Source organism: Pseudomonas sp. R3-57, assembly GCF_051132065.1.
Lineage (GTDB): Bacteria > Pseudomonadota > Gammaproteobacteria > Pseudomonadales > Pseudomonadaceae > Aquipseudomonas.
Genome location: NZ_CP071655.1, coordinates 1657030 through 1680197 on the forward strand (window position 1 = coordinate 1657030; position 23168 = coordinate 1680197).

19 protein-coding genes are annotated in these 23168 nt (G+C 61.3%); 12 read left to right on the forward strand and 7 right to left on the reverse strand.

Translation table 11 applies throughout. The features are described 5' to 3' along the window. Nucleotides 1-104: 104 nt before the first annotated feature. The 5 genes from cysM (at nucleotide 105) to J3P93_RS07585 (ending at nucleotide 6264) form a co-directional block, all read left to right on the forward strand. Nucleotides 105-1007: a cysteine synthase CysM gene (gene cysM, locus J3P93_RS07565; protein WP_203422124.1), complete on the forward strand. Its 903-nt coding sequence runs from the start codon at nucleotides 105-107 to the stop codon at nucleotides 1005-1007. After that, nucleotides 1007-2383 (forward strand): 23S rRNA (uracil(1939)-C(5))-methyltransferase RlmD, encoded by a 1377-nt coding sequence (gene rlmD, locus J3P93_RS07570; protein ID WP_434596267.1) that lies wholly within the window; start codon nucleotides 1007-1009, stop codon nucleotides 2381-2383. The genes cysM and rlmD overlap by 1 nt, the downstream gene beginning before the upstream one ends. Nucleotides 2384-2484: 101 nt before the next feature. Next, entirely contained in the window at nucleotides 2485-4728 is a 2244-nt protein-coding gene (gene relA, locus J3P93_RS07575; protein WP_090285304.1) for a GTP diphosphokinase, read from the forward strand. Between the two features lie 134 nt (nucleotides 4729-4862). After that, entirely contained in the window at nucleotides 4863-5696 is an 834-nt protein-coding gene (gene mazG / locus J3P93_RS07580) for a nucleoside triphosphate pyrophosphohydrolase (protein WP_434596271.1), read from the forward strand. A gap of 25 nt (nucleotides 5697-5721) precedes the next feature. Further along, complete coding sequence (locus J3P93_RS07585) at nucleotides 5722-6264, forward strand: DUF2058 domain-containing protein (protein ID WP_090285301.1); 543 nt, start codon at nucleotides 5722-5724, stop codon at nucleotides 6262-6264. A 68-nt stretch (nucleotides 6265-6332) separates the two neighbouring features. Here the strand turns inward: J3P93_RS07585 and J3P93_RS07590 are convergent, their stop codons facing one another. The 6 genes from J3P93_RS07590 to J3P93_RS07615 form a co-directional block, all read right to left on the reverse strand. Continuing rightward, entirely contained in the window at nucleotides 6333-6521 is a 189-nt protein-coding gene (locus J3P93_RS07590; RefSeq protein ID WP_093099317.1) for a hypothetical protein, read from the reverse strand. A 397-nt stretch (nucleotides 6522-6918) separates the two neighbouring features. Continuing rightward, entirely contained in the window at nucleotides 6919-8139 is a 1221-nt protein-coding gene (gene fabB, locus J3P93_RS07595; protein ID WP_090285297.1) for a beta-ketoacyl-ACP synthase I, read from the reverse strand. Nucleotides 8140-8150: 11 nt separating this feature from the next. Continuing rightward, a complete protein-coding gene (gene fabA / locus J3P93_RS07600; RefSeq protein ID WP_003227150.1) occupies nucleotides 8151-8666 on the reverse strand; it encodes a 3-hydroxyacyl-[acyl-carrier-protein] dehydratase FabA in 516 nt (171 codons plus the stop codon). Nucleotides 8667-8913: 247 nt separating this feature from the next. Beyond that, on the reverse strand, nucleotides 8914-10818 hold the full coding sequence (locus J3P93_RS07605) for an ATP-binding protein (RefSeq protein WP_434596276.1): 1905 nt from the start codon (nucleotides 10816-10818) through the stop codon (nucleotides 8914-8916). After that, the gene (locus J3P93_RS07610; protein WP_434596279.1) at nucleotides 10815-11747 is read right to left on the reverse strand and encodes an ABC transporter substrate-binding protein; all 933 of its coding nucleotides are present in this window, start codon (nucleotides 11745-11747) and stop codon (nucleotides 10815-10817) included. The genes J3P93_RS07605 and J3P93_RS07610 overlap by 4 nt, the downstream gene beginning before the upstream one ends. A gap of 1 nt (nucleotide 11748) precedes the next feature. Beyond that, a complete protein-coding gene (locus tag J3P93_RS07615) occupies nucleotides 11749-13872 on the reverse strand; it encodes a TonB-dependent receptor plug domain-containing protein (protein ID WP_434596282.1) in 2124 nt (707 codons plus the stop codon). Between the two features lie 196 nt (nucleotides 13873-14068). Here J3P93_RS07615 and J3P93_RS07620 point away from each other — a divergent pair, with 196 nt between their 5' ends. The 5 genes from J3P93_RS07620 to J3P93_RS07640 all read left to right on the forward strand — a co-directional run bounded on the left by J3P93_RS07620 (nucleotide 14069) and on the right by J3P93_RS07640 (nucleotide 18260). Next, nucleotides 14069-15094, forward strand: coding sequence for an NAD(P)H-dependent glycerol-3-phosphate dehydrogenase (locus J3P93_RS07620; RefSeq protein ID WP_095114424.1), 1026 nt, complete (start codon nucleotides 14069-14071; stop codon nucleotides 15092-15094). Nucleotides 15095-15124: 30 nt separating this feature from the next. Then, nucleotides 15125-15472 carry a DUF4389 domain-containing protein gene (locus J3P93_RS07625; RefSeq protein ID WP_434596285.1) on the forward strand — a complete coding sequence of 116 codons (348 nt, stop codon included), beginning with the start codon at nucleotides 15125-15127 and terminating at the stop codon, nucleotides 15470-15472. Further along, a complete protein-coding gene (sixA, locus tag J3P93_RS07630) occupies nucleotides 15469-15921 on the forward strand; it encodes a phosphohistidine phosphatase SixA (RefSeq protein ID WP_434596288.1) in 453 nt (150 codons plus the stop codon). Before J3P93_RS07625 ends, sixA begins: the two co-directional genes overlap by 4 nt. A gap of 207 nt (nucleotides 15922-16128) precedes the next feature. Beyond that, nucleotides 16129-17784 (forward strand): AMP-binding protein, encoded by a 1656-nt coding sequence (locus J3P93_RS07635; protein ID WP_434596291.1) that lies wholly within the window; start codon nucleotides 16129-16131, stop codon nucleotides 17782-17784. Between the two features lie 32 nt (nucleotides 17785-17816). Further along, nucleotides 17817-18260 (forward strand): hotdog fold thioesterase, encoded by a 444-nt coding sequence (locus J3P93_RS07640; protein WP_434596294.1) that lies wholly within the window; start codon nucleotides 17817-17819, stop codon nucleotides 18258-18260. A gap of 1 nt (nucleotide 18261) precedes the next feature. Here the strand turns inward: J3P93_RS07640 and J3P93_RS07645 are convergent, their stop codons facing one another. Next, nucleotides 18262-21252, reverse strand: a complete 2991-nt coding sequence (locus tag J3P93_RS07645; RefSeq protein WP_434596297.1) for an RHS repeat-associated core domain-containing protein — start codon at nucleotides 21250-21252, stop codon at nucleotides 18262-18264. 220 nt (nucleotides 21253-21472) lie between these two features. On the opposite strand from J3P93_RS07645, the gene J3P93_RS07650 reads away from it, so the two are divergent. Continuing rightward, nucleotides 21473-22279 carry an alpha/beta fold hydrolase gene (locus J3P93_RS07650; RefSeq protein WP_434596300.1) on the forward strand — a complete coding sequence of 269 codons (807 nt, stop codon included), beginning with the start codon at nucleotides 21473-21475 and terminating at the stop codon, nucleotides 22277-22279. After that, on the forward strand, nucleotides 22276-23130 hold the full coding sequence (locus tag J3P93_RS07655) for an alpha/beta hydrolase (RefSeq protein WP_434596302.1): 855 nt from the start codon (nucleotides 22276-22278) through the stop codon (nucleotides 23128-23130). Before J3P93_RS07650 ends, J3P93_RS07655 begins: the two co-directional genes overlap by 4 nt. Nucleotides 23131-23168: the final 38 nt, after the last annotated feature.

The following is a 23168-nucleotide window of genomic DNA, read 5'->3' on the forward strand; positions in this document are numbered from 1 at the left end:
GCGCTTATTCCCATAAACCATAAGCACCGCACTTTGCGTGATATGGCCTGCGCGGGTTTGCCGGTATGATAGGCGCCCCCGCACGTCTGGATTGCGAATACGCCATGACCCTGCAGTACCCAACCATCGCCGATTGCGTCGGCAACACTCCGCTGGTGCGTTTGCAGCGCCTGCCCGGAGCCACCAGCAACACCCTATTGCTCAAGCTCGAAGGGAACAACCCGGCGGGTTCGGTCAAGGACCGTCCGGCGCTGTCGATGATCACCCGTGCCGAGTTGCGCGGGCAGATCCACGCCGGCGATACGCTGATCGAGGCGACTTCCGGCAACACCGGGATCGCCCTGGCCATGGCTGCCGCGATCAAGGGTTACAAGATGATCCTGATCATGCCGGACAATTCCAGCGCCGAGCGTAAGGCGGCGATGACCGCTTATGGCGCCGAGTTGATTCTGGTCAGTCAGGAAGAAGGCATGGAAGGCGCGCGCGATCTGGCGCAGCGTATGGAAGCCGAAGGCCGTGGCAAGGTGCTCGATCAGTTCGCCAATGGCGACAACCCCGAAGCGCACTACACCACCACCGGTCCGGAGATCTGGCGCCAGACCCAAGGCAGCATTACCCATTTCGTCAGCTCCATGGGCACCACCGGCACCATCATGGGCGTTTCGCGCTACTTGAAAGAGCAGAGCGACAGCGTGCAGATCGTCGGCCTGCAACCGATGGAAGGCTCGGCCATTCCCGGCATCCGCCGCTGGCCGCAGGAATACCTGCCGAAGATCTATCAGGCCGACCGCGTCGACCGCATCGTCGACATGGCGCAAAGCGAAGCTGAAGACGTCACCCGTCGCCTGGCCCGCGAAGAAGGCATCTTCTGCGGCGTGTCCTCGGGCGGTGCGGTGGCAGCGATGCTGCGCTTGTCCAGAGAAGTTGAAAACGCGGTGATCGTCGCGATCATCTGCGACCGTGGCGACCGTTACCTGTCGACCGGCATTTTCGACGCGCCCAACTGATGGCCAAACACGAGAGAGGCCTGCGCTTCCAGCCCATCGGCGGCAGCAAGGCCACGCAAATCCCGACCGGCAAAAAGCAGCGTTTGAACATTGAGCGCCTGGCCAATGACGGTCGCGGTATCGCCTTTTTCGAAGGCAAGACCTGGTTCGTCCTCGGCGCCCTCGCTGGCGAAGAGGTCGAGGCGCGGGTGCTTGGCGCCCACGGTAAAGTCGTCGAAGCGCGCACCGAGCGTGTGTTCAAGGCCAGCGACTTGCGTCGCCCGGCGCCGTGCCCGCATGCCGGTCGTTGCGGCGGTTGCAGCGTGCAGCACTTGCCCCACGACGAACAGCTCGCCCTGAAACAGCGCATGCTCGCCGAGCAATTGTCGCGGGTTGCCGCCGCTGAACCCGAAGAATGGGCCGCGCCGTTGACCGGCCCGGAGTTCGGCTATCGCCGTCGCGCCCGAATTGCGGTGCGCTGGGACATGAAAGCAAAGAAACTTGAGGTGGGTTTCCGCGCCGCTGGCAGTCAGGACATTGTCGCGATCAGCGAATGCCCGGTGCTGGTACAGCCCTTGCAACCGATCATGACCCGTTTGCCGGAGATGCTGCGGCGCTTGAGCAAGCCGCAAGCGCTGGGGCATGTCGAACTGTTCAGCGGCTCGTCACTGGCCGTGTTGCTGCGGCATATGGCGCCGCTGTCCGAAGCGGACCTGACGGTACTCAAGGATTTCTGCCAGTTCCATGAGGCGCAATTGTGGCTGCATGGCGACGGCGAGCCGCAACCGGTCGACGCCAGCCAGGCGCTGGGCTATCGCCTGGAACAATGGAACCTCGACTTGGCCTACCGCCCCGGCGACTTCGTTCAGGTCAATGCCGGCGTCAACGAAGCGATGGTCGCGCAGGCGCTGGACTGGCTGCAGCCGAGGGCAGAGGAACGCGTGCTGGATCTGTTTTGCGGTCTCGGCAACTTTGCGCTGCCCTTGGCCCAAAGCGTGCGTGAGGTGGTAGCGGTCGAAGGCGTACAGACCATGGTCGAGCGCGCCGAAGCCAACGCCGCCAGTAACAATTTGCATAACACAAAGTTTTTTCAAGCCGATTTATCCCAGCCTTTGACCGATGCCCAGTGGATCGGAAACGGCTTTTCTGCGGTACTCTTGGACCCACCCCGTGACGGTGCTTTCGAGGTGGTGCGCAAGCTGGCGAGCCTGGGTGCCAAACGGCTGGTGTATGTGTCGTGCAACCCTGCAACTCTGGCGCGCGACACGGTCGAATTGATCAAGCAGGGCTACCGGTTAAAACGTGCCGGGATTCTCGATATGTTTCCTCAGACGGCACATGTCGAGGCCATGGCGTTATTTGAAGCGAGCCAGGACGGCTCGTCTGAATCCGTCTGATCTGTCCGTGCCGCGCTCGCCTGAGCCCCGCGAGCGCAACCGGACGATGAGGATCAGCGATTTGACGCATTGAATCTGCGTCGTAGGGAAGGTAAAGCGACATGGTACAGGTGAGAGCACACCAGCCGATCAACACCGACGGCAGTATCAATCTCGAGGCTTGGCTCGATCACGCGGTCAGTGTCGATCTGGCACTGGATCGCGAAGCCTTGAAAGAAGCCTGCGAGTTCGCTCGCGAGGCCGAGCAGCAATCCAACGCGAAGAAGAATCTGTGGGCCGAGGGCTCCGGCAGTTTCAGCACCGGGCTTGAAATCGCCGAGATCCTCGCCGACCTCAAGCTCGATCAGGATTCGCTGGTTGCAGCGGTGCTGTATCGCGGCGTGCGCGAGGGCCAGATCGAACTCGCCGCCGTCGGTCAGCGTTTCGGCCCGGTGGTGGCCAAACTGATCGACGGCGTGCAGCGCATGGCCGCCATCAGCGCCAGCCTCAGCCCGCGCCAGTCGATGGTCATGGGCACCCAGGGGCAGGTAGAAAACCTGCGCAAGATGCTCGTGGCGATGGTCGATGACGTGCGTGTCGCGCTGATCAAACTGGCCGAACGCACCTGCGCGATCCGCGCGGTGAAGACCGCCGACGACGAAAAGCGTAACCGCGTCGCCCGCGAAGTCTTCGACATCTATGCGCCGCTCGCGCACCGCCTCGGCATCGGCCATATCAAATGGGAACTGGAGGACTTGTCCTTCCGTTACCTCGAGCCCGATCAATACAAGCAGATCGCCAAGTTGCTCCACGAGCGACGGCTGGACCGCGAGCGTTTCATCGCTGACGTGATGACCCAGCTCAAGGACGAATTGCAGGCCACCGGTGTCGAAGCCGACATCAGCGGGCGGGCCAAACACATCTATTCGATCTGGCGCAAAATGCAGCGCAAGGGTCTGGAGTTCAGCCAGATCTACGACGTGCGTGCGGTGCGCGTGCTGGTTCCGGAAATGCGCGACTGCTACACCGCGCTGGGTATCGTCCACACCTTGTGGCGGCACATCCCGAAAGAATTCGACGACTACATCGCCAACCCGAAAGAGAACGGCTATCGCTCGCTGCACACCGCGGTGATCGGCCCGGAAGGCAAGGTCCTCGAGGTACAGATCCGTACGCACTCGATGCACGAAGAGGCCGAACTCGGCGTCTGCGCGCACTGGCGCTACAAGGGCACCGACGTCAAATCCGGTTCCAACCACTACGAAGAGAAAATCTCCTGGCTGCGTCAGGTGCTCGAGTGGCATGAAGAATTGGGCGATATCGGTGGGCTGGCCGAACAACTGCGTGTCGATATCGAGCCGGACCGGGTCTACATCTTTACCCCCGACGGTCACGCCATCGACTTGCCCAAAGGCGCGACGCCGCTGGACTTCGCCTACCGCGTACACACCGAGATCGGCCACAACTGCCGTGGCGCGAAGATCAACGGGCGCATCGTCCCGCTCAACTACAGCCTGCAGACCGGTGAGCAGGTCGAGATCATCACCAGCAAGCACGGCACGCCGAGCCGCGACTGGTTGAACTCGAACCTCGGTTACGTCACCACGTCGCGGGCGCGGGCGAAGATCGTGCACTGGTTCAAATTGCAGGCGCGCGACCAGAACGTCGCGGCCGGCAAGACCCTGATCGAGCGCGAACTGACGCGCCTCGGCCTGCCGGCCGTGGACTTCGACAAGCTGGCCGACAAGGCCAACATGAAAACCGCCGAAGACATGTTCGCCGCCCTCGGCGCCGGCGACTTGCGCCTGGCGCAACTGGTCAACCTCGCGCAGCAACTGGTCGAGCCGGAACGCGGCAACGAACAGCTGGAACTGATTCCGCGCAAGGCCACCGGCTACAAACCGGGCAAGCGTGGCGACATTCAGATCCAGGGTGTCGGCAACCTGATGACGCAGATGGCCGGTTGCTGCCAGCCGCTGCCGGGCGATGCGATCGTCGGCTACATCACTCAAGGGCGTGGCGTGAGCATTCACCGTCAGGACTGCGCCTCGGTGCTGCAACTGGGCGGACGCGAGCCGGAGCGGATCATCCAGGTCAGTTGGGGTCCGGTACCGGTGCTCACTTATCCGGTGGACATCGTCATCCGCGCCTACGACCGTTCCGGTCTGCTGCGTGACGTCTCGCAGGTGCTGCTCAACGAGCGCATCAACGTGCTGGCGGTCAACACCCGCTCGAACAAGGAAGACAACACCGCGCTGATGTCGCTGACCATCGAGATTCCCGGTCTGGACGCGCTGGGACGCTTGCTGGGGCGGATTTCGCAGTTGCCGAACATCATCGAAACGCGGCGTAACCGTACCCCTTGAAGACCGACGCCGATCAACTGTAGGAGTGAGCCTGCTCGCGATGAGGCCGTGTTAACCAGCATTGATGGTGACTGACACACCGCAATCGCGAGCAGGCTCACTCCTACAGGGGGTTGTGGTGAGAGAGAAATATGATGTACAGCCTTGAAGACCTGCTCCACCTGATGTCCCGCCTGCGCGATCCGCAGTTCGGTTGCCCATGGGACATCAAGCAGACTTACGCGACCATCGTTGCGCACACCCTCGAAGAAGCCTACGAAGTGGCCGACGCCATCGAACGCGGTGACTTCGACCACTTGCAGGGCGAACTCGGCGATCTGCTGTTTCAGGTGGTGTATTACAGCCAGTTGGCCAAGGAAGAAGGGCGTTTCGAATTCGCCGGGGTGATCGACAGCATCACCCGCAAGCTGATCCGCCGTCATCCGCACGTATTCCCCACCGGCGATCTGTACGCGCCGCTCGACGTACCGCGCCTGAGCGAAGAACAGGTCAAGCAGCGCTGGGAAGAAATCAAGGCTGAGGAGCGCGCCGAGAAATCGGCAGCGCCCGAGCAGCTGTCACTGCTCGACGATGTGCCGGCCGCGCTGCCGGCATTGTCGCGTTCGGCGAAGTTGCAAAAGCGCGCCGCGCAAGTCGGTTTCGACTGGCCGGACGCCTTGCCGGTGCTCGACAAGGTGCGTGAAGAGCTCGACGAAGTGCTCGAAGCCATGTCCGAAAACGATCCCGTGGCGGTGGCTGACGAGGTCGGCGACCTGCTGTTTTCCGTGGTCAATCTGGCCCGGCATCTGAAGGTCGATCCGGAAACCGCATTACGTGGCGCCAACGGCAAGTTTGAAAGACGTTTCCGTTTTATCGAACAGGCATTGCGCGACACCCACCGTCCCATGGAAGATTGCACCCTCGAAGAGTTGGACGCCCTCTGGGGCGAAGCCAAACGTCAGGAAAAGAATGTGCCCGGCTGCGGCTGAGCCACTGCCCAAGTGAGTAAGCACCATGAGTATTTCCCTTCGCGACCAGTTGCTCAAAGCAGGCCTGGTCAATCAAAAGCAGGCCAAGCAGGTCAGCAAGGACAAGCAGAAGCAGCAGCGCCTGGCTCACAAGGGTCAGATCGAACTGGACGACTCGCAGCAGCGCGCAGCCCAGGAAGCCATGGCCGAGAAGGTCAAGCGCGACCAGGAGCTGAACCGTCAGGCGAAAGAGAAGGCCGAAGCCAAGGCGCGTGCCGCGCAGGTCAAGCAGTTGATTGAAGTCTCGCGTCTGCCGAAGCTGACCACCGAGGACTACTACAACTTCGTCGACGACAAGAAGGTCAAGCGCATCTCGGTCAACACGCTGATGCGCAACAAGCTCAGCAATGGTTCACTGGCGATCGTCCATCATAACGGCGGTTACGAAGTGATCCCGCGTGAAGCCGCGCTGAAGATCCAGGAGCGCGACCCACAGCGCATCGTCCAGCTCAATGTGAAGACCGAAGAGGTCAGCACCGAGGACGATCCGTACGCGGCGTACCAGATCCCGGATGACCTGATGTGGTAATCCGCTGAAGGCCACAACGACAAACCCCGCTCATGGCGGGGTTTGTCGTTTTCAATGCTGTGGTTGTTTCAGGAGGAGCGGGCGTCGCGTTGTTGCTCCTGGACTTCGAGTTCGGCCTTGTAGTTATGGGCATCGACTTCGCTGTGGAACATGCCGACCAGCAAGTCTTGTTGATGCACATCCCAGATGCGGATACCGGCGGCTACGCCTTCGTGGGACATGTGTGAATCGTCGCGTTCAGTTACTTTTACAGTCATCTGCTAGCTCCAAATCTCAGGTTGTCTGCAGCAAGGCCTGTGCAGGACTGTGTTATAGGTTTTGTTAGCCAGCTAAGTAAACGCCCGATTCGCGCAAGGTGTTGTTGCGTATTTTGCAACAGTGCTGCAGCCCGCGTAATCCGCGACATTCGGTCGCAGGGGGCAAAGTTTCATGACAAACGTTTCATCTCCAGACACCCCGGATTGATCGTTCCCACGCTCTGCGTGGGAATGCCTCAAGGGACGCTCCGCGTCCAGTGACGCGGAGCGTCACGGGCTGCATTCCCACGCAGAGCGTGGGAACGATCAGTAACGGTGTTCCGGCTATTTTCTGCAGGCCAAAAAAAACGCCCCGAACCAGTCGGGGCGTTTTCATGTGCGGCTCAGCGGCGGGGAATTACTTGCCTTCCCAACGCTTCAGCACCAGCGTGGCGTTGGTGCCGCCGAAGCCGAAGCTGTTGCTCATCACAGTGTTGATGGTGGCGTTTTCGCGGGTTTTGGTCAGTACCGGCAGATCGGCCACTTCCGGGTCCAGCTCGTCGATGTTGGCGGAGCCGGCAATGAAGTTGCCTTCCATCATCAGCATGCAGTAGATCGCTTCGTGAACGCCGGCGGCGCCCAGGGAGTGACCGGACAGGCTCTTGGTCGAACTGATCGCCGGAGCCTTGTCGCCGAACACTTCACGCACACCTTTCATTTCCGCAACGTCACCGACCGGAGTCGAGGTGCCATGGGTGTTCAGGTAGTCGATCGGGGTGTCGACGGTGGACAGCGCCTGCTGCATGCAGCGGATCGCGCCTTCGCCACTTGGGGCAACCATGTCGTAGCCGTCGGAGGTCGCGCCGTAGCCGACGATTTCCGCGTAGATTTTCGCGCCGCGGGCCAGAGCATGTTCCAGCTCTTCGACCACGACCATACCGCCACCGCCAGCGATGACGAAACCGTCACGGTCGGCGTCGTAGGCACGGGAAGCCTGTTCAGGCGTTTCGTTACGCTTGCTGGACAGCGCGCCCATGGCGTCGAACAGGAACGACTGGCTCCAGTGTTCTTCTTCACCGCCGCCGGCGAAGACGATGTCCTGCTTGCCCATCTGGATCTGTTCCATGGCGGTACCGATGCAGTGAGCACTGGTGGCGCAGGCAGATGCGATGGAGTAGTTCAGGCCTTTGATCTTGAACGGGGTGGCCAGGCAAGCGGAAACGGTGCTGCTCATGGTCCGCGTTACGCGGTACGGGCCGACGCGCTTCACGCCTTTCTCACGCAGGATGTCCAGCGCTTCCATCTGGTTCAGCGTGGAGGCGCCACCGGAACCGGCGATCAGGCCAGTGCGCGGGTTGGACACTTGCTCTTCGGTCAGGCCGGAGTCAGCAATGGCGTCTTTCATGGCCAGGTAGGCGTAAGCCGCTGCGTGACCGACGAAGCGATAGATCTTGCGATCGATCAGTTCTTCAAGGTTGAGGTCGATGGAGCCGGAAACCTGGCTACGCAGACCCATTTCGGCGTATTCCGGGTTGAACCGGATGCCAGGGCGGCTTGCACGCAGGTTAGCGGAGACGGTCTCTTTGTCATTGCCCAGGCACGAAACGATGCCCAGACCAGTGATAACGACGCGGCGCATGCGAATAACCCTTAGAAGTTGTCAGTGGAGGTGAACACGCCGACGCGAAGGCCTTCGGCGGTGTAGATTTCGCGACCGTCGACAGTCACCGAACCATCGGCGATGGCCAGGTTCAGCTTGCCCTTGAGGACGCGTTTGATATGAATGTTGTAAGTGACTTTCTTGGCGGTCGGCAGGACCTGGCCGAAGAATTTCACTTCGCCCGAACCCAGCGCACGGCCGCGGCCCGGCAGGCCTTGCCAGCCCAGGAAGAAGCCGACCAGTTGCCACATGGCATCCAGACCCAGGCAGCCCGGCATTACCGGATCGCCTTCGAAGTGGCACGCGAAGAACCACAGGTCAGGGTTGATATCCAGCTCGGCGACCAATTCACCTTTGCCGTACTTGCCACCTTCTTCGCTGATCAGGGTGATGCGATCCACCATCAGCATGTTCGGGGCGGGCAGTTGCGCGTTACCTGGGCCGAACAGCTCACCGCGACTGCAGCGCAGCAGATCTTCCCGAGTAAAGGCGTTTTGTTTGGTCATGCGAGCTCCTCAATAATCCCATGCGGCAGGTGGGGCAAATCTTCCCGACCGTTCGAAGCGTTCATGCCTCGAACCGGCAGCCTACTCATAGACTATTGCGTTGTGGTGAAAGTCACAGCACCAAGGACATGAATGTACACTTGTGCACTGAAATTTTTATTCAAGCCCCTTTTGGGGCTCGTTCGGGTGCCTAAGACTGCCGCACTTTCGCTTTTCACGCCAGTCGCAGATGGTCGAAAGGCCCACGTTACGACACCCAGCGCTGCAGAATCTGCTGCAGATCATTACGTTTGAACGGCTTCGCAAGATAATCGTTCATCCCCGCCGACAGGCAGGTTTCGCGGTCGCCCTGCAAGGCATTGGCGGTCAGGGCGATGATCGGCACCTCGCTGCGTCCGGGCAGGCGGCGGATCTGCCGCGTGGCCTCGTAGCCGTCGATGATCGGCAAGCGGCAATCCATCAAAATCGCTTCGAAAGCGCCGCTCTCGGCACTGCGCACGGCTTGCGCGCCATCGGTGGCGACGCTGACCGCAAAGCCCAGACTGCGCAGCATCGCTTCGATCACGGTCTGATTCACCGGGTTGTCTTCGACCAGCAGCACATGGCGGCCTTCGCCGTGTTCCCTGGCGTTGAGCGCTCGCGGCGCGGCCAGCGGCAGCAAGGCCTGTTTGTACAGCGCCAAGGGGATTTCCAGGGTGAACACCGAGCCGCGACCTTCCTCGCTTTGCGCGCGCAACGTGCCGCCCATGCGCTCGGCCAAAGTGCGGGCGATCGGCAAGCCGAGCCCGGTGCCGCCGTAACGCCGCGAGATCGAGCTGTCGGCCTGCTGAAAGGCGTTGAACATCAGTTCCAGGCTTTCGGAGGAAATACCGATGCCGCTGTCGCGCACCGAGCAGGTGAACCACAGCAGTTCGTGATCCAGCGATTGCCACTGCGCCTCGATACTGACACGGCCCTGCTCGGTGAACTTCAGCGCGTTGCCGACCAGATTGACCAGAATCTGCCGGATCCGCGTCGGATCGCCCTGCACCTGCAAGCCGCGCAGGTCATCGGGGATGCGCAGGTTCAAGGCCAGACCACGTTGCGCCGCGCTGTGCTGGAACGACTGCGCGCAGGCGCCGATCAGTTCGGCGAGGTTGAACGGAATGTGCTCCAGCTCCAGTTCCGAACGTTCGATGCGCGAGAAATCGAGAATATCGTTGATGACCTTCAGCAGGTGTTCGGTGGACTCCGAGGCGAGGGCGGCGTATTCGACCTGCTCGTCGGTCATCTCGGTGGTTTCGAGCAATTGCAGCATGCCCAGCACGCCGTTCATGGGCGTGCGCAGTTCATGGCTCATCATTGCCAGAAAGTCGGATTTGGCGTTGTTGGCCTTTTCTGCCTCTTCACGGGTCTGGATCAGTTGCGCCATCGCCTGATGCTGCTCGCGGCTGGCTTGTTCCAGCGCCTGGGCGAGGTTGTTGATGTGTTGCGACAGGGCGCCGAGTTCGGTGTCGTCGACAATCGGCAGCGGAGCCTTGTAATCGCCGTCCTGAATCGCCTTGACCGCATCACCGATTTCGCGGATCGGCTGCGACAGACTGCCGGCCAGACGCCGCGCCAGCACAAAGGTAAAAAGCAGGGCGAACAGCGCGAGAATGGCAGCCTTGAGGAGGATTTCCTGCTGGCGCTGACTGAACGCATCGTTGGACAGACCGACGATCACCCGCCCCAGATAATCCTCGCCAGTCCCGCCATTGCTGACTTTGCCCTCCTGGAAAAAATCATTGTGCAGAGCGATGCGTTGCAGGCGCACCGGTGCCTGGAACACTTCGACCTGATGCGGCCGCCGGTGCGCATCGGCCGGTTGTTCGACGTAGACCAGAATCCGGTTGGCGCTGTCCTGGACCTCAAGAAAACGCACATTGGGCGTAGCGAGTGTGGCTTTGAGCAGGCTTTCCAGCACTTCGTTATTGCCGGAAATCACCCCGTATTCCGTGGCGGGCGCCAGTTGGTTGGCAATCAGCTGCCCGGTGTGAGTCAGCTCCTGACGCAGATCCTGAATCCGCACAAAGGTGAAGAAGCTGATCAACAGCAAGGTCAGCAGCAGTGCCGGGCCCAGACTGATCAACTGGGTGCGGGTGTTGATGTCCCAACGGCGACGGAAATTCATGGGCGGCGCTCTCCTTCGGCCAGCAGGCTGGCGACAGACACATCATCGGGCGGTTCGATACCCAGAGAACGAGCCACCTGCGCATTACTTGAGACTTTGAAGCGTGCGGGGTAGAGCGCTCGCGGCCAACTGGCCGGTGGCTGGTCGAGCAATTGGTCGAGCAGGCTCAGCCAGTCGTGCTGATCGCTGTAGGTGCTGGCGAGGCTGCCGGCACGGACGAAGGCGATATTGGGGCCCACCAGTGCCGTCTGCCGCGAATAGCTGCTGAGCAACAGGTTTTTCGCGGTCTTCGGGCTGTACAGGTCGGGATCGTCGAGGCCGAGCAGCACATCGCTGTTCTTCAGCACCGCTTGCAACGGGCGGCTGTCGTGGATGTTGTCCCAGCGCTGACTGAACACATGCAGGCCCAACGGTTCGGCGGCGAGGTTGAGTTCCTTGAGGAGAAATTCGCTGTGCTCGCCGAACAGCACCCCTACGCGTCGCGCCTGGGGCAGAATTTGCCGGATCAATTGCAATTGCCGGCTCAACGGCGGATCACTCCAGAGCAGACTCAAGCGCGCCGGCTGGCTGCCGCCCAAGCGTTGCCGCGCCTGCAAGCGGCTGATGCGCAACACCAGCGTCGCCGGGCCCTGAGGTTCTTGCAGGCGCCAGTCCAGACTCGGCAGATCCAGCAGAATCAAGCGCAGGCTGGCCGGTAATTTGCCCGGCGCCGGCAGACTGGCCAATGGCTGGAAACGCACGCTGTCGGTCGGGCGCAACTCGCTCAGCGCCTGGACGAAGGCTTGCACGCCGGGGCTGTCCTCGGCGCCGGTCAGCAGGATGTCGGCGGCCTGCACCGCGACCCCGTGCAGCCACGCACTGACGAACAGAAACAGCCCGGCCAGCCAGTGGCTCAGGGTCGGTGTCTTCCGTGACCGGCCGTAGCGCATCCTAGAACTCCAGCTCGGCGCTGACATACATGACCCGGCGCTCGTCGTAGTTATTGTCGACGAAGGTGTTCGGTTCATGATCGAGGCGCTGCTGCAACACGCCGGCGAGCTGCAACTGCGCCTTGCCAAGTGCAATGCGTTTGGCAATGCGCGTGTCGACTCGCTCGAAGCGGTAGCCGTTGAGTGCGTTGTCGCCGTAATAGAAGAGGGCGCTGTTCCAGCCGTGACCCCAATCGCGCAGCCAGCCGGCCGAGCCGCTATTGCGCGAGGTGAATTGCTGATCGAGTGGATTGCTCGCTTCGGCATCGACGAAGGCGTAGGTGAAGCGCAAACGGTCGGCGCGGCTCAGGCGCCAGTCGAGCTGGGTCTCGGTGCCGCGGAAGTGTGAGCTGTTGGCATTGCTGGCAATATATTGGTTATTGCGCAGCGGCTCGCTGATCATTCCGGTGATTTCGTCATAGAACAGCTTCACGTCGAGCGCCAGGCCAAGCTCGGCGAAATAGCCGTTGTAGCCCAGTTCCCGCGAACGCATATGTTCCTGATCGAGATCGCCCGGACCACGGGTTTTGACAAAGTAGCGTGCCGAGGATTGACCGTAAGCCGAGGGCCGCAGGTTGCTGACCTGATAGCTCCAGTTGACATTGTTCTCGAACATGTCCGGCGAGCGGATCGCCTCCGAGTACACCGCGCGCAGACTGTGGCGCGGGTTGATCAGGTAATTCACGGCGAAGCGCGGGGTCAGCGAATTGCCGACCAGTCGGGTGTCTTCGAACATTGCGCCGCCCTGCAACAGCCAGTGTTCGGTCGCGCGCCATTCCAGTTGGCCGAACGCGCGCCAGGTGGTGTCGTCGAGCGTGCCGTTGAAATAGGTTTCGGAGTCGGCGCGGTCGTAACGGTAGTTCAGGCCGCTGACCAGGCGCAGGCTGTCGGACAGGCTGAGGGTGTCCTGCAGTTCAAGGTCATAGCGCGATTCGCGCGCGCTCTGGTCGATGTCACCGCACAGGGTTCGGCTCGCGCCGTTGCGCCATTGGTCGAGCACCTGATTGGCCAGGGCCATTTCCTGTGGTGTGCCGGGTGCCGCGCCGGGGCCGGTGAAACGGGTGATGTTGCGCGCCAGCCGCTCGGTGTAATTGGGGTTGAGTTGCCACAATTGCGTCAGCTCGGGGCTGAACGATACCTCGGCATCGCAGGCGCGCCAGGTTTGCTGACGGTCCCAATGTTGCGCCGAGCCTTGAACATACAGGCTGTGCTGCGGGTTGATGTCGAGGTTCCAGCGCACCGAGCCGGCGTAATCCTTGGCCACTACGTCCGAATTGTTCCCGGCGGCGGTAATCCCAGAGAACACCGGTTGGTAGGTATATGGCCTTTGGTTGGTGCCGTTCTTGGCGTTGATCTGCCAATCGAGGCTCTGATCATCGCTGAGGGTGTGACTGACGGCGAGGCTCAGGCGATTCAAGCGGCGGCTGTCGCGGTAATCGGCGCCGCTGCGATCGCTGTCGAAGCCATCATCTTCCTGACCTGACAACGACAGGCGCAAGTCGCCGCCAATCCAGCTGCTGCCCTGGCTGGCATAAAAGTCATTGATGCCGCGCTGACCGCGGGTGTACTTCAGCCGGGTGCCGTGGCTGTCTGCCGGGTGGCGGGTGATGATGTTGACCACCGCCATCAGCGCATTGGCGCCATAGCTGACGGTATTCGGGCCGCGAAAGACTTCGACGCGCTCGATATCTTCCATGGCCACCGGAATGTCGCTCCAGTCCACCGTCGCCAGTCCGGCGCGGTACACCGAACGGCCATCGATCAGTACTTGCATGCGCCGGGCTTCGCTGGCGTTGGTCCCGTGATAGTTGACCGCGGCCTGATTGCCGCTGATGTTGCCGACCATCATGCCCGGCACCAGGCGCAGCAATTCGCTGATGTCGCGGGCGCCGCTGGCGTTGATCAATTCGTTGTCGAGTACGGTCATGCTGCCGGGCACTTCTGCGGGCGTTTGCTTCAGGCGCGTGGCCGTCAGCACTTGCGGCAGTGCTTCGCTGTCGACGAACAGGTCATCCGCCTGCGCGGCCGGGCAGACCAGCAGCGCCAGCAACAGGGATGAACGCGAAGGAAGAGAAGCGGCGGACACGACACAGCCTTGAAAGCAAAGAATTGGCGCGCATGTTAACCGAGGGCAGCGACTTTTCCAGTTACGTTGCAGGCATTTTCCTAGGTTTTATTGGTCTTCTTCCTACAAGTGTCGGTAATTGTTGCTGGGGCTGGCCGCGACCGGGTCGCCCCGTATAATGCCGCCATCGCCACTGGTATGGATAAACGGATTGCATATGACTGAACAGCGCCCGATTGCGGTCCTGGGAGGCGGAAGTTTTGGTACCGCCGTGGCCAATCTGCTGGCCGAAAACGGCCATCAAGTCCGGCAGTGGATGCGTGACCCCGAACAGGCCGAAGCCATCCGGGTCAATCGCGAAAACCCGCGTTACCTCAAAGGCATCAAGATTCTTCCTGGGGTGACTGCGGTTACCGACCTGCAGGCAACCCTCGACGCCTGTGATCTGTGCTTTGTCGCGCTGCCGTCCAGTGCGCTGCGCACGGTGCTTGCCGCCCACGCCGAGCGGTTGAGCGGCAAGATGCTGGTCAGCCTGACCAAAGGCATCGAAGCGCAGACCTTCAAGCTGATGAGCCAGATTCTCGAAGAAATCGCTCCGCAAGCGCGCATCGGCGTGTTGTCCGGGCCGAACCTGGCACGGGAAATCGCCGAACATGCGCTGACCGCCACGGTGGTCGCCAGCGAAGACGAAGAACTGTGCAAAGCGGTGCAGGCTGCCCTGCACGGCCGGACTTTTCGCGTGTACGCCAGCGCCGACCGGTTCGGTGTCGAACTGGGCGGGGCGTTGAAAAACGTTTACGCGATCATTGCCGGCATGGCCGTGGCCCTGGAAATGGGCGAAAACACCAAGAGCATGCTGATTACCCGCGCGCTGGCGGAAATGACTCGCTTTGCTGTGAATCAGGGTGCCAACCCGATGACATTCCTCGGGCTTGCCGGGGTCGGCGATCTGATCGTCACCTGTTCGTCACCCAAGAGCCGCAACTACCAGGTCGGTTTTGCCCTCGGTCAGGGCTTGAGCCTTGATGAAGCGGTGTCGCGTCTGGGTGAAGTCGCCGAAGGGGTCAACACCCTCAAAGTGCTCAAGGCCAAGTCGCAGGAAGTCGGCGTCTATATGCCGCTGGTCGCCGGGCTTCACGCAATCCTGTTCGAAGGTCGCACGCTGGAGCAGGTGATCGGTCTACTGATGCGCGCCGAGCCGAAAACCGACGTCGACTTCATCTCCACCAGCGGTTTCAACTGACTCAGCCGTCACACGCACAGGAAGCAAGCCATGCACGATCCGAAAACCGAAGCCCAGTACGAATCCATCCTCCTGCGGGTGTTATGGATGATCGTTTACCTGCTGGTCTGGCAAGTGGCGCAGTTCATCCTCGGCGCCGTGGTCCTGGTGCAACTGATCTACCGTTTGATCTACGGCGCACCGAGCGCGAGCCTGATGAATTTCGGCGACAGCCTGAGCCAGTTTCTCGCGCAGATCGGCCGCTTCGGCACGTTCCACAGCGACCAGAAGCCCTGGCCGTTCGCCGACTGGCCGGCGCCGCGCACCCCGGAAGGCGAAGCGCCGCATGCCGTGGCGCCAGCCGCGCATCCGGTTCGAGATGAGGAACCCAAGCTATGAAACTCTGGGTATTGCGTCACGGTGAGGCGGTGCCTCATGGCTCGAAAGTCGACCCCGAGCGCGAATTGACCGAACACGGTCGCAAGGAAGTCTTGCGTAGCGCGGCGCATTTGATCGGCCAGCCGCTGACGGCGATCTATGCCAGCCCATATCTGCGCGCGCAGCAAACCGCGCAGATCGTGCGCAAGGCGCTGGGATTCAAGCCGAAGATTCGCACAGTCGAGTGGCTGACGCCGGAGTCCGATCCGGACAAGGTCGCCGAGCAACTGGTGTCGGTGAGCAATGTCTTGCTGGTCAGCCATAACCCGTTGGTGGGCAATCTGCTCAGCTATCTGCAGCATGGCGCCGGGCATCCGCCGGAGCGGGTCAGCACGGCTGGCCTGGCCGAGCTTGAGCACAGCGAACTGTTGATCGGCTCCATGACCCTCAACAGCCTGAAACATCCTTAAGCTGTAAACACCGACCCCTGTAGGAGTGAGCCTGCTCGCGATAGCGGTGTGTCAGTCACCGCTGATATTTAATGACACACCGCCATCGCGAGCAGGCTCACTCCTACAGGTGAGCGCATTCATCTGAAATTATTTGTTTGAAAAATCCAACCAAGCACTTGCTTGGTTGACTACGCTTGCTCCAGACCAAAAAAAGGAGCGAGTCGCATGTCTGCCGCCTTCCGTTTGCCGCTGGACGTGTTCTACGAACGGGAAGCCCGGCACCCGCGCCAGCGCTTTCTGGTGCAGCCGATCGGCGGCGGGCAGGTCGAGACCCTGACCTGGGCCGATGTCGGCCATCAGGCCCGCTGCGCCGCGCACTGGCTGCGCTCGCGCGAACTGCCACCTGGCAGCCACATCGCCCTGATCTCGAAAAACTGCGCGCACTGGATCATCGCCGATCTGGCCATCTGGATGGCCGGGCACGTCTCGGTGCCGTTATATCCCAATCTCACCGCCGATTCCGTGGCGCAGGTGCTGACGCACTCCGAAAGCATGCTGGCGTTTATCGGCAAGCTCGATGACTGGCCGGGCATGTCCAAGGGCATACCGGCCGGTCTGCCGACCATCAGCTTGCCGCTGCATCCGCCCGGCGAATTCGATTCCAGTTGGGCCGATCTGCAACAAAGCTCACCGATCCAGGACGACCCGCGCCCGCCCGCCGAGCAACTGGCGACGATCATCTACACCTCCGGCACCACTGGCCTGCCAAAAGGTGTGATGCACAGTTTCGCCAATCTCGGTTTCGCCACAACGCATGGCACGCAATTGTTCGGGCTCAACGAGAACGACCGGCTGCTGTCGTACCTGCCGCTGTGCCACGTCGCCGAGCGTATGTTCGTCGAGCTGGCGTCGATTTATACCGGGCAGACCGTGTTCTTTGCCGAGAGCCTCGAGACCTTTATCACCGATCTGAAGCGTGCACGGCCGACCGCGATGTTCGGCGTGCCGCGGATCTGGACCAAGTTCCAGATGGGCGTGTATAGCAAGATGCCGGCAAAGCGTCTGGATTTTCTGCTCGGCCTACCGTTCATTGGCAAACGGGTCGGGCGCAAAGTCCTTGCCGGACTAGGCCTGGATGCCCTGCGCGTGGCGTTGTCCGGCGCGGCGCCGGTGCCGCAGACCTTGCTCGCCTGGTATCAGAAACTCGGCCTCGACGTGCTGGAGGTGTACGGCATGACCGAGGGCTGCGGCTATTCGCACATCTGCCTGCCGGGGCAATACCGGCAGGGCTGGATCGGCAAGCCGTGCCCGCAGGTCGAGGTGCGCATCGATGAGTCGGGCGAAGTGCAGGTGCGCAGTCAGGCGACCATGCTCGGCTATTTCAAGGAGCCGCAGAAAACCGCCGAAACCATCACCGAGGACGGGTTCCTGCGCACCGGCGACAAGGGCGAACAGGACGGCGAAGGGCGCCTGCGCCTGACCGGGCGACTGAAGGAAATCTTCAAGACCAGCAAAGGCAAATATGTTGCTCCTGCGCCGATCGAAAATCGTCTGGCGGTGCATTCGCGCATCGAGCAGGTCTGTGTCGTCGGTGACGGATTGAGCGCGCCGTTGGGGTTGTGTGTGTTGTCGACCGTCAATCAGGAAGAAGGGCGGGCGAGTTTGCATTCGAGTCTGGAAAAGCTGCTGGAAGAGGTCAACGCCGCCCTCGACAAGCATGAACGCCTGCGCCGGCTGGTGGTGGTCAAAGACAGTTGGGCGGTGGAAAACGGATTCCTCACGCCAACCCTGAAGATCAAGCGCAATGTCATCGAAGACACCTATGGCAGCCGCTTCGAAGAATGGAGCGAGCGCAACGAGGCGGTGCTGTGGCAGGATTGAGCGACGACCAGAACAACAAAAGGAAGTCTGCGATGAGCGTGTGGCGTACCACTCCGAATATCGAGCAGTTGAACGCGATTCAGAAAAATACCATTGGCGAACTGCTCGATATTCGTTTCGAGGCGTTCGATGACGACTCGCTGACGGCGAGCATGGTCATCGACCATCGCACCCATCAGCCATACGGCTTGCTGCACGGCGGCGCCTCGGTGGTGCTGGCGGAGACCGTCGGTTCGATGGCCAGTTATCTGTGCATCGATGCGAGCAAATTCTATTGCGTTGGGCTTGAGATCAACGCCAACCACTTGCGCGGCTTGCGCAGTGGCCGGGTGACGGCGGTGGCCAGGCCGATTCATATTGGTCGCACCACGCATGTCTGGGACATCCGCCTGACCAGCGATGAGGGCAAGGCCAGTTGTGTGTCGCGTCTGACCATGGCGGTGGTGCCGTTGGGGCAGACGCCGCCTTCACAGTGATTTACACGCTGTTTCGTCGTCCCAGTACGTTCATCGGCAGATCGATCTCGCTGCGCATCTGCGGGTGGTAGCTGTCAGGCGTCGAACTTCGCCACACACTGTTGGCGGCGGTGTATTGATCGAGGGTGAAGTCGCCGTCATCGGCCCAACCCAGTAGCTCGTATATTCCGAGCTGGACATGTTGGCCGAGGTAGATCCGTGCCTCCCCGAATGCACCGAGGCTCGCGACGACCCCTGTGCGAACTGGATCGTCGGCAAGATTTGTGTAGAAGGCGGTTAGCGATGTCAGTGAGGCCGTCAGCATTGCCCCGGCGGTGCGCGTCGTTGCGCTGAACAGCCATTCTCTGACGTCAGGGATCGACGGCGAATCGTTTTGGCGCGTGTATTGTCCGCCCCACCCTGAGTGGATCGCAGTAATGGACACACCATTGAGCCCTTCCACGGCAGCACTGACGGCGACTCCCGCGCCAGCTGCCATTGCCGTTCTAGCTGTGCCACCCGCGAAAAGCAATGCTGTATACGGCACCATGCGCAGGGCGGCGGCAGTGCCAGATGGAGCCAGCGTGACATTGGGGCCGATCTGGGCGATTGCGCGTTGGCCCGCCTCCCTGAGCATGTTCCCGGGCACACTGGCAAGAATGCTGATGGCAGTGACATTCAGGGCTTGTCTGTCGGCCAGATAAGCATAAAGAGGGGCCGCCGCGCCTGCAGCAGCACCGGCAAGGGCAAAAATTCCTGCTGTCAGGGTCTGTACGGCACGGCTCTGATTGCGGCTGCTTGCAATGCGGCTGCCCGCGCCAGCGCCCATTGCACCACCGACGAACGCGCCGACGACGCTGCCCGCGATAGTTATACCCAGATTGACGCCGGGATCGGGCGCAGCATCCGCATCCTCCGAGGCCCATTGCCGCATACCTTGGTCGGCGAAGTATCGAGCCGCGCCGCCGGCCAGGGCACTGAGTCCATCCCGGGCAAAAGTGGCGAGCGCTGCGCCAGTGCCTTCCCTGACCGTGACCAGACCCTGCAAATCCACATGCCCGATCGGGTTGCCGTGGACCATGGCGAACAGGTTCAAGCCGTCCTGCACGCCAAGCGGGTCGGCATTGAGCCAGCGCTGAAGCCACGGCGCGTAGTAGCGAAAACCGTAGTAATACAATCCGGTGGCATCACGTTCCTTGCCTGAATAACGCAGGGTTTTGTAGTTCGCCTCCACCAGACTGCGCCCGGCCCACCAGCAAGTTGAACCGAAGGGGTAATAGCTTTCCTGCGAGATGAGCCGAGCCTGTGCATCGAGCTCCAGTGTGCTCGAATTCAAATGATCGCTGAAGCTGTAGCGCTGCTGATCCTGCGGCATACCGTGCGTACTGGCGGTTGCGAAATGCAGCACTTGCACTGTCGCACGACCAGCCTTGATGGAGATGACATGGACGGTCTGTTCCGCAGTGCTGCGAATCTCCAGACCCGGTAAATAACGGGTCTCATCGATTCGTTGCAGCGATCCGGTGAGCATTCGCCGAATCTTGCGCTGGCGTTGGCCGCTGCTGTCATACACGTAGCGCTCGATGTCATCGGTTTCATCGTCTGCGGAACCTGTGCGGGTTACCAGGTTCGCCTGATGCAATTGGTTGCGTCGATTCCAGTGCAGTGTCTGGCCGTCCTGCAATGTCAGGCGATTGCCATTGGCATCATAAGCCGCGGCGATGTCCTGCTCGTCGGGCAACTGGCCGAGGGATTTTTCCGCCAGGCTGCGATTGCTCGAACCAGCCACAACCGTGCGTTCGGTGCGACTGCCACTGGCGGCACGGTGCTCCATCAACACCAGGTTCGCGGCCGCATCATAGGTGTAGGTGCGCGTGTAATTTTCCAGTTGCTGCGGGTCGGCGGGTGATACGAATGGTGGCAGAAGCGGCCCGCCGGGGGCATTGCGAATCTGTCGCCCGGTGGCTTCGATCAACCGCGACAGACTGTCGTAGCGGTAGCGACAGATCGCTTCGGTCCGCTGGTTGCGATGATGCCCAACCCTCACGGAGCCATCGATGAGGCAGGTGATATTGCCGACTGCGTCATGGTCATAGGTCAGATCCTGCACGACGGAGCCATCACTGGTCCGGCTGACCAGACGGTGCAGGCGGCCGTCCTCAAGGCTGAAGGTCGCAATGGAAACTACGCCATTGCCGGCGCGCTGGCTTTCCACATGGCCGAACGCGTTGTAGCGGATGTCGCCGACCAGCGCCTGACTGGCGGATTCGGAGGCCAGCATCAGGCAGGTTTCTTTCAATTGGCCGGCGCGGTCCTGCACCAGAATCTGGTAGTTGCCCATGGCATCGGTCTGGGCGATCAATTCGCCCATTGAGTTATAGCCCAAGCGGGTTGTAGCGGGGAGATCCTCCAGATACAACTCGCGATCGGCTTCGACTTCCGGCCAATCCACTGCCCAATCGGGGTCGGCTATGAAGGTGCGATGCAGATAAACGGGCAGGCCGCTGATCGTGAAACCGTCGGTCTGTAAAGTGCCTGCCGTATCGTCATGACGAATCAAGCGGCCGCAACGGTTGTTCGGATCTTCGGCGGCGCCTGGGAAGTAGGTGAAGCGTTCCGTGCACTGCTCAGACTCACCCTCGCCCTGTTCGTACACAGCGCCGGGGCGTCGCAGGCTGTCGTAACGGGTGCGCAGGTGGTTGCGCTTCTGATCCCAGCCATCGAGCATGGCCCCGTCTTCGGCGTATAGATTCAGGCGCCAGCCTGCATCGGTGTTGTCGCTCAAAAGCGTCGCGTTCGACAAACTGTACACATTGCTTTGGTTGGCGGGCTTGTTCTCGATGAACAGTCTCGGGTCGCGACTGAATGCTGGGCGACCGGCGGCGTCATGCACGTGTTGCGTGACATATCGTTCAGGTGCCGAAACGCTGTCCCGCCGGTGATACGCCACGCCGCGCAATACCAGTCCGCGCGGGTCGAACGCCTGAACGGCGGGGGTATGAGCATGGGTCATTAGGGCCGGCGATCATGTCAGTGGTAACCCGTCTCTTATCTGTCCGGGCGCCACCGCTGTCAACTGACAGAGCTGACAGTTGACAGGCCCGTATTCATGGCGGTCGATGGGGTATGGCTGTGGCATGCCTGTCATCATTCGTGGCCGTTACGGTCATTGCCGCAAGGCGCAGTCTTGCGGACAATCAACGCCACGTTTTCCATCCATGGATTTGCCCAGCATGTCGCAACCGATCTTTTTCGCCCACGCCAACGGTTTTCCTTCGGGCACCTATGGCAAGTTGTTCGCGGCGCTGGCGCCCGAATACCGGGTTGCGCATCTGGAGCAGCATGCCCATGACCCGCGTTTTCCCGCAGACGACAACTGGTACAACCTCGTCGACGAATTGATCCACCATTTGCAGCAGCAGGATCAGCCGGTGTGGGGTGTCGGTCATTCGTTTGGCGGCGTGCTGCACCTGCACGCGGCGCTGCGTTGCCCCGAGTTGTATCGCGGCGTGGTGATGCTCGATTCGCCGGTGCTGACCCGCACCGATCAATGGGTGATCCGTGCGGCCAAGCGTTTTGGTTTTATCGACCGCTTGACGCCGGCCGGGCGCACATTGGGCCGGCGCGAAGAGTTCGCCGATCTCGACAGCGCGCGCAGTTATTTTGCCGGCAAGACGCTGTTTCGCGGTTTCGACCCGGAATGCTTTGACGCTTACCTGCACCACGGTTTACACAAGGTCGGCGACAAATTGCGCCTGCGTTTCGATCCGGCCACCGAAATCAGCATCTATCGCGGCGTGCCGCACACCAGTCCCGCTCATACGCGACATTTGCAGGTGCCGCTGGCGGTGGTGCGCGGGCACAAGAGCCGCGTGGTGATGCGTCATCACACCCGCTTCGTTTCGCGCCTGGCCCAGGGCGAGGCGCTGAGCATGCCCGGCGGGCACATGTTCCCGCTCGAACGCCCGCAGGATACGGCGCGCTTGTTGAAGACGCTGTTCAGCCGCTGGCAAAGCCGTCAGGACAAGGATTGCGCATGAGCCCTATCTTCGAAGAAGTGCGCCTGAGCCTGCCGCATATCGAGCTGGCCGCGCATTTGTTCGGTCCCGAAGACGGCTTGCCGGTTATTGCCCTGCATGGCTGGCTCGACAACGCCAACAGCTTTGCGCGTCTAGCACCCAGGCTCAAAGGGTTGCGCATCATCGCGCTGGACATGGCCGGGCACGGTCACTCCGGGCACCGGCCGCACGGTGCCGGTTATGCGCTGTGGGATTACGCCCACGATGTGCTGCAGGTCGCCGAGCAACTGGGCTGGAAGCGTTTCGGCCTGCTCGGACATTCGATGGGCGCCATCGTCTCGCTGGTGTTGGCCGGCTCATTACCGGAGCGCATCAGCCATCTGGCGCTGATCGATGGCGTAATTCCTCCTACAGACAAAGGCGAAAACGCTGCCGAACGCATGGGCATGGCCCTGCAAGCGCAACTGGATTTGCGTGACAAGCGCAAACCGGTCTATCCGACCCTCGACCGCGCCATCGAAGCGCGCATGAAAGGGCTGGTAGCGGTCAGTCGGGAAGCGGCTGAGCTTCTGGCCCAGCGCGGCCTGATGCCGGTGCCCGGTGGTTACACCTGGCGCACCGACAATCGCCTGACCCTGCCCTCGCCATTACGCCTGACCCAAGAGCAGGCGCTGGCATTTGTCGCGCGCATCGCTTGTCCGACGCAACTGGTCGTGGCGGCCGAGGGCATGCTGGCCAAGCATCCCGAGCTGCTGGAACGTCTACCCTTTGGCCGGGAACAGTTGGCGGGCGGGCACCATTTGCACCTCAACGACGAGGCCGGAGCAGATCTTGTCGCAGACTGTTTCAATCGCTTCTTCGCCATGCCTTGACTTGCAGCGGGCAACTGTCGAGGCTGGTCGGGTTGAAA